This window comes from Stenotrophomonas sp. TWI809, assembly GCF_039673205.1.
GTDB lineage: Bacteria > Pseudomonadota > Gammaproteobacteria > Xanthomonadales > Xanthomonadaceae > Stenotrophomonas.
Window position 1 is genome coordinate 22,706 of record NZ_JBDJLE010000025.1, and the last position, 12,736, is coordinate 35,441.

At 67.3% G+C, this 12,736-nt stretch carries 11 protein-coding genes; 10 read left to right on the plus strand and 1 reads right to left on the minus strand.

Translation table 11 applies throughout. The annotated features are described in order from the left end of the window. Positions 1–122: 122 nt before the first annotated feature. The 3 genes from mltB to ABE472_RS16175 all read left to right on the plus strand — a co-directional run bounded on the left by mltB (position 123) and on the right by ABE472_RS16175 (position 3,908). Positions 123–1,268 carry a lytic murein transglycosylase B gene (mltB, locus tag ABE472_RS16165; protein WP_346463484.1) on the plus strand — a complete coding sequence of 382 codons (1,146 nt, stop codon included), beginning with the start codon at positions 123–125 and terminating at the stop codon, positions 1,266–1,268. After that, positions 1,265–2,584 (plus strand): septal ring lytic transglycosylase RlpA family protein, encoded by a 1,320-nt coding sequence (locus ABE472_RS16170; protein WP_346466625.1) that lies wholly within the window; start codon positions 1,265–1,267, stop codon positions 2,582–2,584. Before mltB ends, ABE472_RS16170 begins: the two co-directional genes overlap by 4 nt. Positions 2,585–2,690: 106 nt before the next feature. Beyond that, positions 2,691–3,908 (plus strand): D-alanyl-D-alanine carboxypeptidase family protein, encoded by a 1,218-nt coding sequence (locus ABE472_RS16175; RefSeq protein WP_152152282.1) that lies wholly within the window; start codon positions 2,691–2,693, stop codon positions 3,906–3,908. Positions 3,909–4,063: 155 nt separating this feature from the next. Here ABE472_RS16175 and ABE472_RS16180 read toward each other — a convergent pair whose 3' ends face one another. Next, on the minus strand, positions 4,064–5,128 hold the full coding sequence (locus ABE472_RS16180; RefSeq protein ID WP_176988173.1) for a lipid A deacylase LpxR family protein: 1,065 nt from the start codon (positions 5,126–5,128) through the stop codon (positions 4,064–4,066). A gap of 193 nt (positions 5,129–5,321) precedes the next feature. On the opposite strand from ABE472_RS16180, the gene ABE472_RS16185 reads away from it, so the two are divergent. The 7 genes from ABE472_RS16185 (at position 5,322) to gnd (ending at position 12,714) form a co-directional block, all read left to right on the plus strand. Then, positions 5,322–5,600: a DUF493 family protein gene (locus ABE472_RS16185; RefSeq protein WP_121041243.1), complete on the plus strand. Its 279-nt coding sequence runs from the start codon at positions 5,322–5,324 to the stop codon at positions 5,598–5,600. Beyond that, the gene (gene lipB, locus ABE472_RS16190; protein ID WP_313211595.1) at positions 5,588–6,295 is read left to right on the plus strand and encodes a lipoyl(octanoyl) transferase LipB; all 708 of its coding nucleotides are present in this window, start codon (positions 5,588–5,590) and stop codon (positions 6,293–6,295) included. Before ABE472_RS16185 ends, lipB begins: the two co-directional genes overlap by 13 nt. An 18-nt stretch (positions 6,296–6,313) precedes the next feature. Next, positions 6,314–7,327, plus strand: a complete 1,014-nt coding sequence (gene lipA / locus ABE472_RS16195; protein WP_346466626.1) for a lipoyl synthase — start codon at positions 6,314–6,316, stop codon at positions 7,325–7,327. A gap of 239 nt (positions 7,328–7,566) precedes the next feature. Beyond that, positions 7,567–9,744: a carboxy terminal-processing peptidase gene (locus tag ABE472_RS16200; RefSeq protein ID WP_346466627.1), complete on the plus strand. Its 2,178-nt coding sequence runs from the start codon at positions 7,567–7,569 to the stop codon at positions 9,742–9,744. 128 nt (positions 9,745–9,872) lie between these two features. Continuing rightward, positions 9,873–10,505 (plus strand): DUF2242 domain-containing protein, encoded by a 633-nt coding sequence (locus tag ABE472_RS16205; protein WP_346466628.1) that lies wholly within the window; start codon positions 9,873–9,875, stop codon positions 10,503–10,505. Between the two features lie 22 nt (positions 10,506–10,527). Then, complete coding sequence (locus tag ABE472_RS16210; RefSeq protein ID WP_346466629.1) at positions 10,528–11,808, plus strand: hypothetical protein; 1,281 nt, start codon at positions 10,528–10,530, stop codon at positions 11,806–11,808. Positions 11,809–11,811: 3 nt separating this feature from the next. Further along, a complete protein-coding gene (gnd, locus tag ABE472_RS16215) occupies positions 11,812–12,714 on the plus strand; it encodes a phosphogluconate dehydrogenase (NAD(+)-dependent, decarboxylating) (protein ID WP_313211600.1) in 903 nt (300 codons plus the stop codon). Positions 12,715–12,736 lie beyond the last annotated feature (22 nt).

Below are 12,736 nucleotides of genomic sequence, written 5' to 3' on the forward strand. Positions count from 1 at the left end.
TGGGCGGGGGAGGCAGGGCCTGTCTACACACGGGCTTAACGGCCGCAAAGAAACTCAGGCAATCCGTTGAGATTCATGGTCTTAGGGGTTTTAATTCATCCATGACCTGCTAACCTGCCGCGATGATTCGACGCTCCCTGGCCTGCATGCTCACGCTCGGTTTGGTCGCTTGTGCGACCCAGCCGCAGACTCCTTCACCGACGCCGCAGGCCTCGGGTGTCCCGGTCACGCCGGCTGCCGGCAACAAGGGGCCCGCCGAAGCCGCCCCCGAAGCCGCCGGTGCCAATGCCGCCCCGGTCGATCTGACCCCGGTGCCCTTCGAGGTGGCCCGCGCCAACTTCGTGCGTGACACCGCCGCCCGCTACGGGATTCCCGCCGCGCAGATCCAGGCAACCCTGGCCCAGGCGCAGATCCGTGATCCGATCATCGCCGCGATGTCGCGCCCGGCCGAGCGGGTCAAACCGTGGAACGAATACCGGCCGATGTTCATCAGCCAGGCGCGGATCGAGGGGGGAAAGAAATTCCTCGCCCAGCACCGCGAGGAGCTGATGCGCGTGCAGCAGCGCACCGGCGTGCCGGCCGAAGTGATCGTGGCGATCATCGGCGTGGAAACCAGCTACGGCGGCAACACCGGTAGTTACCGCGTGCTCGATGCGCTGTACACGCTGGCCTTCAAATACCCGCGCAGCGGCGATCCGGCCAAGCTGGAGCGCGAAGTGCGCCGCGAGCTGTTCTTCCGCGACGAGTTGGCGCGCCTGTTCGCGCTGACCCGCGACGAGAAGCTCGACATCACCGCGATCAAGGGCAGCTACGCCGGCGCGATGGGCATGGGCCAGTTCATGCCGTCCAGCTATCTCGACTATGCGGTGGATGGCAACGGCGATGGCCGTCGCGATCTGTTCAACAGCTACGATGACGTCTTCTCGTCGATCGCCAATTACTTCGTCAAGAAGGGCGGTTGGGTGCGCGGTGGCCCGGTCGCCGTGCCGGCCACGCTGCAGGCCGGTCGCGAAGAATTCAATCCGACCGAATGGGCACCGACCTGGACCTTGTCCCAGTTGGCCCAGCGCGGTTACCAGCCCAGCGTCCCGGTCGCGGCCGGCCTGACCGCCACCCCGATCACGCTGGAAGGCAGCACCGGCAAGCAGTACTGGCTGGGCTTCCAGAATTACTACGCCATTACCCGCTACAACCTCTCGAAAATGTACGCGATGGCCGTGTACCAGTTGTCCCAGGCCATCGCCGGACAGGAGTTGCCGCCGGCATGAACACGATCGCACGCTCCAGATGGCTGATCCCGGGTCTGTTGATACTGGCACTGGCCGCCTGCAGCAGTGCGCCGAAAAAACCGGGTGGCAGCACTGCCGGCAGCAGCAAACCGTCCGGCGCGGTGGTGCAGGGCAAGCGCGGACGCCCGGCGCATTGTCCTGACGGGTCGCCCTACAAGGCGGCGGCGGAAGATCCGAGCACGCGCGGTGACTACCGCGCCGGCGGCCTGTACAAGCCCGGCGTGAATGACAGCACCCCCACCTACATCCCCAACGTGGCCTGCATCCCGGAGCCGGAAGTGGTCGATCTGCCGCGCTCGGCGATCGGCAACAAATCGCCGTACGTGGTGCTGGGCAAGCAGTACCAGGTGATGGACAAGACCCGCGGCTATGCCGAGAAGGGCACGGCCTCGTATTACGGCGCCAAGTTCCATGGCCGCCTGACCTCCAACCGCGAGGTGTACGACATGTACGCCTTCACCGCCGCGCACAAGACGCTGCCGTTGCCGAGCTTCGCCCGCGTCACCAACCTGGACAACGGCGAATCGGTGATCGTGCGGGTCAACGATCGTGGCCCGTTCCACGATGGCCGCGTGGTCGACCTCAGTTATGCCGCCGCGGTGCGCCTGGGCATCACCCAGCGCGGCACCGGCAACGTGGAAGTACGCGCGCTGGCCCCGGGGGATGACAACCTGCTGGCCGACAAGCCCAGCCGTCGCGAGCGCCGCGAGGTTGCCGCCGCTGCGGCGGCCGCCACCACGGCCAGCGCTGCCGCGGCACGCCGCGCCAGCGACATGGATGCCCTGGTCGGCAAGCTGCCGGCCGCCACGACCACGGCAGCCGCCGCCAAGCCGGCCGGCGAGCAGTACCGCTACCGCGTGGCCGACTCGGCCAAGCCGGGCAACGCCGACAACTTCGATCACTGGATGCGCGACAACGGCGTGCGCGTGGCGACCGGCAAGCCCGCCACCACCCAGGCCGCCAGCGTCAACAGCGCCCCGGTCGCGGTAGCCGCGTTGCCCGCCGCCGCACCTGCGGCGCGCCCGGCACCGGCGCCCAGCGCGACGCTCTCCCAGCAGGTGCTCGGCAGCGTGCTGCTGCAGGTCGCCAGCTTTGCCAGCCGCGACAACGCCACCCGTGCGCTCGGCCAGTTGTCCTCGGCGGGGATCGCCGGGGCCAGCATCAGTGACATCGTCAGTGGCGGGCGCACCCTGTGGCGCCTGCGCGTGCCGGCCCCCGACCATGCCAGTGCCTCGGAACTTGCCGGCCGGATTGCCGGTCTGGGCTTCGGGGCGCCGCAGATCGTGAAGGACTGAGCCTTCCGCTGCCCGCGGCACGCCAGCGCGTGCCGCCGCTCCTTGGGCCTACAATGCCCGTTATCCCTCATCCCCCCCTTGGCGCCCTCCAGGAGCTTGCTGTCCGATGAAATTCCGCTTTGCCGCCGCTGCCATGGCCACGACCCTGTTCGTGGGCATGGTTTCCGCCCAGACCCCCTTGCCGACCCCGGCACCGGCGCCTGCTCCCGCCGCCGCCGCACCGGCCACCGTGGCCACGCCGCCGGCCCCGAAGCCCAGCGTCTCCAAGGCCTGGATCCTGATGGATTACGCCACCGGGCAGGTCCTGGCCGGTGAAAACGTGCACGAACAACTGGCCCCGGCCAGCATCACCAAGGTGATGACCTCGTATGTCGTGGCCGCCGAGGTCAAGAACGGCAAGGTCCGTACCGACGACCAGGTGATGATGAGCGAGCGCGCCTGGCGCGAGGGCGGCGCCGGTACCGACGGCAGCTACAGCGGCTTCCCGGTCAACCAGACCGCGCGCCTGGAAGACATGGAAAAGGGCATGGCGATCCAGTCCGGCAACGATGCCGCGATCGCCCTGGCCGAGCACGTCGCCGGCAGCGAAGAAGCCTTCGCCTCGCTGATGAACAGCTACGCCGCCAAGATCGGCATGAAGGACTCCCACTTCGTCAACGCCCATGGTCTGAGCGCCCCGGGCCACCACACCACCGCCTATGACCTGGCGCTGCTGGGCCGCGCGATGGTGCGTGACTACCCGGAGACCTACGCCTACAACAAGGTGAAGGAATTCACCGTGGGCAACATCACCCAGCCCAACCGCAACCTGCTGCTGTGGCGCGACCAGAGCGTGGACGGCATCAAGACCGGCCATACCTCCGAAGCCGGCTACTGCCTGATGAGTTCGGCCCAGCGCGGCGACCAGCGTCTGGTGGCGGTGGTCCTCGGTGGCGGTTCGGAAAAGCAGCGCGCCGATGACAGCCTGGCGCTGCTCAACTGGGGCTTCCGCTTCTTCGAAACCCACCGCATGTACGAGCCGGGCAAGGTCGTGGCCGAGCACAAGGTGTGGAAGGGCAAGACCGCCACGCTGCAGCTGGGCGTGGCCCAGCCGATGCTGGTCAGCGTCCCGCGCGGCCGCTACAACGATCTCAAGCCGAGCATCGATGTTCCCAAGACCCTCGAGGCCCCGTTCACCGCTGGCCAGCAGGTCGGCACGCTGAAGGTGATGCTGGACAACCAGGTCGTCGCCCAGGCGCCGCTGGTGGCCGTGGCCGCCGTGGAAGAAGCCGGCTTCTTCAAGCGTCTGTGGGACAGCTTCTGGATGTGGTGGGAATCGGAGTAATCCGGTTCGACCGCACTGAAAAAAGACCGGCGCATGCCGGTCTTTTTTTTGGGTGGGCGATGGGCCGTGTGGGGGTGTGCCGACCAACGGTCGGCAGCTACCAGGTGAACCGGTGCGGATCCGGGTAGTGCCGGCCGCTGGCCGGCTCCTCGCACTTACAGCGACCGGCTGATCGTGAAGCTGCCAAACACCGGCGCCTCGCGCTGCCCATCGAACTCGCGCGTGCTGTGGTAGCGCGCCAGCGCGAACTTCCAGCGCCCACGCATCACCGCCAGCCCGTACCCGGCCTGGCCGACCACATGCCGCTTGTCGACACTGTGGCTGTTGCGGAAGGTGTTGCCGTCCAGCGTGATATCGCGGATCACCCACGCCGCATCGGTCGTGGCGAACAGATGCCACGACCATCCGCTCGGCTTGCCACCGCGCGTCGGCGCCGTGTTCTCACCGGCCGGGCGCAGGGGGGTACTGCCGAAATCGTCCGGCAGCTTCCAGCCGAAGCGCACTTCGCCACCGGCATTGAGGTGCGTGGCCAGGTTGCCCACCGCGCCACCGTAATGGCTGATCGCATCCCAGCCCCAGCCGCCCAGGTTCTCCGTGGCATCGGCCGGCCACCGGCGCATCCGCTCGTGGGTCAGCATGAACACCGGCTCGTTGTGCAGCTGGTTGTCCCAGCCCTGGAACTTCTCATCGCCCAGCAGCTCGTGCACCGCGTTCTGCACTTCTTCGCCCTGCGCCCAGGGCCCGACCACGCCCAACGCCAGCTGCGTTGTCTGCAGCCGGTCGCCGCGGCGCGCGTTGTACCCGAAGCTGCCGATCAGCACGCCCGCATACGGGCGGTCATCTTCGATCAGGTCCTTCCGGGTGAAATCGGTCGGGGTGAAAATTCCCTGGGCCAGGCTGAAGATCATGTTCTGCTGTTCGAACTCGCCCGGGTGCAGCCGCTCCAGGTGGCTGTTGACCCAGCGCGCCAGGCGCGGCAGGCACGGGTCGTCGGTGTAATCCACCAGATTCGGCGACACGAAGGTGATCTGGGCCCCGTTGGTATAGCCCTGATCCTGGTCCTTGCCGCCGAACAGATCGTTGTCAACGCGGAAATTGACCTGCGGCGGATGCTCGCGCATCGCATCGGGCCCGCATTGGGAGGCAGCCTGGGCGGCAGGCGCCGCCAGGGCGAGGACACCGGCAAGCGCGGCCGGCAGCGCGAAGGGCTTCAAGGACATGGGATACCAGACAGGGATTTATTCTTTCTTAAGCTGGTACAGCGTAGTCAGAGCGTGATCCTGTGAACAGCGCTGCGCACGCACTGCTGCGTATCAGTGGCGATACAGGCGTTTTCAAGTGCCGTTCGGTACCGCTGTGCGCACGATCAAGCAGTGCTTGGGTTCGGGCGCGGGCATCCCCATAATCCGGGGCATGGAGATCAAGTCTGACAACCCCGACCACGGCTTCCAGTTCCCCGGCCAGTTCGAACTCAGCGCCATGGGCGCGGCCGGCAATGACCTGGAACGCGAACTGCCGCGCCTGCTCGAGCTCGCCGGCCTGGAAGTACTGACCGAACGGGTCAGCTGGAAACACTCGTCCAACGGCAAGTACGTGTCCGTGCGACTGGTGTTCAAGGCCGACAACCGCGAACAGTACGATGCCGCCCACAACGCGCTGCGCGACCACCCGGAAGTGAAGTGGACGCTGTAGCCAGCTGCGCCACTGCCGCGGCCCCGGGCGACCGGGCGCCGCAACCGGCCCTCGTGCGTGACCTCGGCCGCCAGCCCTATGCCCCGGTCTGGCACGCCATGCAGCGTTTCACCGATGCCCGCACCGATGCCACCCGCGATGAACTGTGGGTGGTCGAGCACGACCCGGTGTTCACCCTGGGCCAGGCCGGCAAGGACGAGCACGTGCTCGCCCCGGGCGATATTCCCGTTCTGCATGTCGACCGTGGCGGCCAGGTGACCTACCACGGCCCCGGCCAGCTGGTGATCTACCCGCTGCTGCAGCTGCGGCGACTGGGCATCGGCGTGCGCGACTACGTGTGCCGGATCGAACAGGCCATCATTGACACCCTGGGCGACTGGAACATCGGCGCCGAGCGCCTGGATGGCGCGCCCGGGGTCTACGTGGGCGGGGCCAAGGTGGCCGCGCTCGGCATCCGCGTCCGCCGTGGCTGCACTTTCCATGGCCTGTCCTTCAATGTGGCCATGGACCTGGAACCGTTCCGCCGGATCAACCCCTGTGGCTATCAAGGGCTGCAGGTGACCTCGGTGGTAGACTTGGGGGGACCGTCCGGCATGGCGGCCGTCACGCCGGTGCTGCTGGGCCATCTGGCCCGCCAGTTCGGCCTGGACCTCGAGCCGGCCGCTGAACTACCCGATTTGACTGACGCGGCGTGAACGCCGCCGACCAAGGCCATGACTGAAACCACCGCTCGCCTCATTCCCCTGCAGATTGTGCAGGGCGACACGCCGTCCGCCGCCCCGTTGCAGACGGGCGTCAAACAGATCGGCGGTGACAAGATCGGCCGCTCGCCGGTGCAGTTCGCCGACGTGCCGGTGCTGCGCAAGCCGTCGTGGATCCGCGTGCGGATTCCCTCCGGCAACGCCGTGCAGAACCTCAAGGCCAAGCTGCGTGAGAACCGCCTGGTCACGGTCTGCGAGGAAGCCAGCTGCCCCAACATCCACGAGTGCTTCAGCCACGGCACCGCGACTTTCATGATCCTCGGCGAGGTCTGCACCCGTCGTTGCTCGTTCTGCGACGTCGCCCACGGCCGGCCCAAGCCGCCGGACGCCAATGAACCGGCCAGCCTGTCCCAGACCGTGGCCGACATGGGCCTGAAGTATGTGGTGGTGACCAGCGTCGATCGCGATGACCTGCGCGACGGCGGTGCCCAGCACTTCGCCGACTGCATCGGTGCCATCCGTGCCAGGTCGCCCAAGACCAAGATCGAAGTGCTGACCCCGGATTTCCGTGGCAAGGGCCGCATGGAGCGCGCGCTGGAGATCCTGGCGACCAACCCGCCGGATGTGTTCAACCACAACATCGAAACCGTGCCGGACCTGTACCGCAACGTGCGCCCGGGCGCGGATTACCAGTGGTCGCTGACCCTGCTCAAGAAGTTCAAGGCCCAGCACCCGGAGATCGCCACCAAGTCCGGCATCATGCTCGGCCTCGGCGAGACCCTGGAGCAGGTGCAGGCCACGCTGCGCGACCTGCGCGAGCACGACGTGGACATGATCACGATCGGCCAGTACCTGCAGCCGACCGCGCATCACCACCCGGTGCTGCGTTACTGGACCCCCGAGGAGTACAAGGCGCTGGAGGAGTACGGCAATGCGCTGGGCTTCAGCCACGTCGCTTCCGGGCCGATGGTGCGTTCGTCCTACCATGCCGACCGCCAGGCGGCCGACGCCGGCGTCGCCGGTTGATCCCGCGGGCCCTTCGGGGCCCGTTCTGCCAATCCCCACTCGTCTTTCCCCGGCCGCGGCCCTGAACCGCGGATGGCTGCAGGCCTGTGCCTGCCTGCCGATCCCGCCGGTATTCACAAATTTCTCCAACGGCCTCGGTAGGCTGAAGGCCCCGGTGACAAACGCGGCAACTTTCGGCACTGTCGTGGTGTCTGTAATGCACGCAGTCTCTCCCTTGGCAAGGTGCCACGAGCTAGTCCATGAAATTCAAAGCCCCCGCATTCCTGATGGCCCTGGCGCTTACCGCGCCGATGGCACTGGCCGCCTACGCCGATTCGCCCGCGCTGCCTTCGGCTGCCACGGCCGATCAGGTGACCACCTCCAAGCTCGTCTACGGACTGCTTTCGGACAGCCGTTACGCCTACCGGCCGCGCGCATTGGATGCGGCGACCTCCAAGGACGTCTTCAAGCGCTATCTGGAGTCGCTCGACAGCAGTAAGCAGTTCTTCACCCAGGCCGACATCACCCGCTTCGCGCCGTTCGAGGCGAACATCGCCACCGCCATCCGCGGCGGCGAGCTGGAACCGGCGTTCCAGGTGTTCGCGGTCTACAAGCAGCGCGTGGGCGAGCGTGTCGGCTACGCGCGCAAGCTGCTCAAGACCGATTTCGATTTCAGCACCGATGAAAAGTTCGAGTACGACCGCAAGGACGTGCCGTGGGCCGCGAGCAGCGCCGAACTGGACGATCTGTGGCGCAAGTCGGTCAAGAACGATTGGCTGCGCCTGAAGCTGGCCGGCAAGCAGCCTGCCGAGATCCGCAAGACGCTGGACAAGCGCTACGCCACGCTGGAAAAGTCGGTCAATGAGCTCAAGGGCGAGGACGTGTTCCAGTTCTTCCTCAACGCCTACACCAGCGCCGTGGATCCGCACACCGATTACTTCACCCCGCGCACCGCCGAGAATTTCAACCAGGCGATGTCGCTGTCGCTGGAAGGCATCGGCGCGCAGCTGCAGCGCCAGGACGACATGGTGGTGATCCGCGAGGTCATCGCCGGTGGTCCGGCCGCGGTCAACGGCACGCTCAAGCCGGGCGACCGCATCGTCGGCGTGGGCCAGGGCAAGTCCGGTCCGCTGGAAGACGTGATCGGCTGGCGCATCGATGATGTGGTGGCCAAGATCCGCGGCAAGAGCGATACCCAGGTCCGGCTGGAGTTCATTCCCGCCGAAGAAGGTGCTGACGGCAAGCACCACACGCTGGTGCTGACCCGTCAGAAGGTGCGTCTGGCCGAACAGGCTGCCAAGGGCGAAACGCTGACCATCCCGGCCAAGGATGGGGAGCCGGAGCGCAAGGTCGGCGTGATCAAGCTGCCGACCTTCTACCAGGATTTCGAAGGTCGCCGTCGCAACGCGGCAGACTACGCCTCGGCGACCCGCGACGTGGCCAAGCTGCTGGCCGGTTTCAAGGCCGACAAGCTGGATGGCGTCGTGCTGGACCTGCGCAACAACGGCGGTGGTTCGCTGGATGAAGCCATTGAACTGACCGGTCTGTTCATCGAACAGGGCCCGGTGGTCCAGGTGCGCGAGTCCGGTGGCCGTGTCACCGTCAACAGCGACCGCAGCGAAGTGGTGGCCTGGGACGGCCCGCTGGCGGTGCTGATCAACCGTGGCTCGGCGTCGGCGTCGGAGATTTTCGCCGGCGCCATCCAGGATTACGGCCGTGGCCTGGTGATCGGTGAGACCACCTTCGGCAAGGGCACCGTGCAGAACATCGTCGACCTCGACCGTTGGCCCAGTGGCGAGACCCAGCGCTTCGGCCAGGTCAAGCTGACCATCGCCCAGTTCTTCCGCGTCAGCGGCAGCAGCACCCAGCACAAGGGCGTGGTGCCGGATCTGGCCTTCCCGGCCAGTGTGGACGCCAGCGAGTACGGCGAAAGCACCTACGACAACGCTCTGCCGTGGACCCGTATCGCCGCCGTGCCGCACACCCAGTACGGCAACTTCGGCCCGCTGCTGCCCAAGCTGGAGAGCCGCCACGACACGCGCATCGCTGCCGACAAGGAGTTCCAGTGGTGGAACGAGGATGTCGAGCAGTTCCGCGCCGAGAAGGCCAAGAAGTACATCTCGCTCAACGAGGCCGAGCGCCGCGCCGAGCGTGAGAAGCAGGACAAGCAACGCACCGACCGCCAGGCCATCCGCAAGGAACTGGGTCTGGATCTGGATCCGTTGGCCGATGACAGCAATGACGACGGCCTGACCGGCAACGAGCGCGATATCGTCAAGGATGCCGCGCGTGAGAAGGCGGCCGAAAAGCGTCCGGATCCGCTGCTGCGCGAGTCGGCCGCGATCCTGGCCGATGCGGTCAACCTGCTGGAGGCCGACCGCCCGCTGTCGGCCCAGGTGCTGCCGCAGTCGACCGGTGTCGGCCGCTGGGCGGACTGACCGCCGCGGCAGCCCAGCTGAACCGGTGACAACTCCACAGGCCGCCCTTCGGGGCGGCCTGTGCATTTCCACCTCCTGCCAACGTGCGCAGGTCTATCCTTGCAGGCTGGATTTCCGCAGGAGCGGCCATGCGCTTTCGTCGTGTACGTTCGATCCCGCTGCTGGCGGCGGTCGCCGCCTTGACCGCCTGTGGCGGCCGCGCCGCTGACAGTACGCTGATCCGCGAGTCCTTCGACTCCGGCGATGCCTATTCGCGCACCGTGCCCGGCCCGCCGGCCCAGGCCTGCGAGGCCGCGCGCCGCACCCTGCTCAGCCAGGGCTATGCGATCGCCCGCGCCGGGGATGACGCCGTGGAGGGCAACAAGAACTTCCAGCCCAAGGACGAAGAACACGAGCAACTGGTGCTGCGCATCTCCTGTGCGCCGCGCGGCGACCAGGCGCTGGTGTTCGTCAGTGCGGTGCAGGACCGCTACGCACTCAAGAAGAGCCCGACCTCGGCCAGCGTCGGCGTGGGCGCACTGGGCTCGGTGTCGCTGCCGTTCGGCAGCAACGACGACTCCCTGGTGAAAGTGGCCAGCAGCACCGTGCAGGACGCCACCTTCTACCGCCGCTTCTTCGAGCGCCTGCAGCAGTACCTGCCGGCCGCGGCCGTGCCCGAGCCGACGCCGCCGGCGGCCGCAGCACCGGCAGCGGCGCCTGCCACGGCCGTCGAGTCGGCGCCTGCCGAGGTGGTGAGCGATACCCCGGCATCGCTGCGCTGATCGGGCGGGGGTGGGGCAGGTCATGGCAGCAGGATCGCGGCGCTGGCATCGCTGTGCGCTCGCCGCGCTGCTGGGGCTGATCCCGGCGACCAGCGCGTGGAGCGCCGCCTCCTGCGCGCAGGGCGTGCTCGAGGATCTCGGCTGGCAGGTCGACGCCGCTGATATCGCCGCGCCGGTCGTGCACGGTGGTCCGGTCTGCGAACGTGCCGATCTGCGCCAGGCCCAGAGCGCCGGCGACCTGCGTGTGCAGCTGCCGCGCCAGTGGTCGGCGGCGCAGCGGCAGGCCTGGCTGCCCACATTGTTCGATAACCCGGCCACGGTCTGCGCGTATGCCTTCCAGCTTGGCGCCGCCACGCGCCGCGCGACGACCGCGCTGCAGGACAACGATGGCTTCCGCTTCTCGGCACTGCAGCTGGGCTGGATCGGTTTCGGTGCAGGCGGCGCGCAGGCCAAGGGCTGGGAGCGCTTCCGCAGCTTCGGTCGCGGCTATCAGCCGGCCGAGGCCAACAGCGCGGCACTGCAGACCTTCTACGAGGGCCGCGTACGGGCCGAATGCGGGGTCGGCCGCCAGGTCGCGCAGTTGGCGACCCAGCGCGAGCTGTACGGCGATGCCGCGTTCGATCGCGAGTTCTCGGCCGATGAGCTCTCCATCGGCACCTTCCTGACCCTGCACGAGACCGACAGCATCCTGCTCGGCCGGCACGCCGGTGAGTTCCTGGCCGATGGCAAGGCGAAGCAGACCGCCCTGCGCGGGCGGCAGGCCTTCGTCGGCACGCCCGGTTTCATCGAGCACGTGTTCGAGCGGAAGTACCTGGACGACATCAACAACCAGGCCGAGAACTTCGTGGTGGTCGATGTCAGCGATGCGGCGGCACGCGCGCTGCGCGAGCACGAGGGCTTTGCCTACTACGACCAGATCAACCGGCGCATCTGGGCGCTGGCCCAGCGCATGCCGGGCCCGGGGCCGCGCCGGTTCGAGCGGCTGCTGATCGAGCGTGATCCGATCTGGCGGCGCGAGGTACCGGCCGAGCAGCAACCGCTGCTGAAGGAACTGGATGCCTTGCTGGACGATCCGTTCTACCAGGGGTTCCTGATTTACGTGCATCCTCGGGGTATACGTCCTATCGGGTACCACATCGCACGCCTGCTCGATCGCAATCCGCGTACACCATTCGCGATCGAACTGGGGCTGCACAACCTGCATACCACGCTGTATCGGCGCTGGATCGACGCACGCCTTCGCCAGTGCGATTCCCCGCCGTCAGCGTTCCCGCAAGACAACACGACAACAGAGCAAAGGTGATACATGGATATTGCAATGATCGGGCTGGGCCGCATGGGCGCGAACATGGCCGAGCGGCTGCACCGTGGCGGCCACCACGTGATCGGCGTCGATCCGGGTGAGGCCGCCCGCAGCGCGGCGGCCGCGCGTGGGTTCGAGGTCAGTGCCTCGATCGCCGAGACGCTCGCCGCGCTGCCGGTCCCGCGCGTGGTGTGGCTGATGGTGCCGGCCGGCGTGGTCGACCAGACCCTGGCATCACTCTCGCCGCATCTGTCCGAGGGCGATGTGGTGATCGACGGCGGCAACTCGTACTACAAGGACTCCATGCGCCGCAGCGAACAGCTGCAGGGCGAAGACGTGACCTACATCGATTGTGGCACCAGCGGCGGCGTGTGGGGCCTGCAGGAGGGCTACAGCCTGATGATCGGCGGTGACACGGCGGCGGTCGAACGGATCGGGGCGATCTTCCGCACCCTGGCGCCGGGCGAGGACCGTGGCTGGGCGCATGTGGGGCCGAGCGGGGCAGGGCACTTCTGCAAGATGGTCCACAACGGCATCGAGTACGGGATGATGCAGGCCTACGCGGAAGGCTTCGCGCTGATGCAGCACAAGACCGGGTTCAACCTCGATCTGGCGCAGGTGGCCAAGGCCTGGCAGCACGGCAGCGTGGTGCGTTCGTGGCTGCTCGATCTCAGTGCCGATGCACTGGGCCGCAACCCGCAGCTGGATGGCATCGCGCCGTACGTCGAAGACTCCGGCGAAGGCCGTTGGACCGTCGCCGAGGCGATCGATCTGGATGTGCCGGCCCCGGTGATCACGCTGTCACTGCTCGAACGATTGCGCTCGCGCGAGAAGAATTCCTTCAGCGACCGTCTGCTGGCGGCGATGCGCAACGAGTTCGGCGGTCACGCGATCAAGACCACGTAACACGGATCGATGCGGGCCGGCC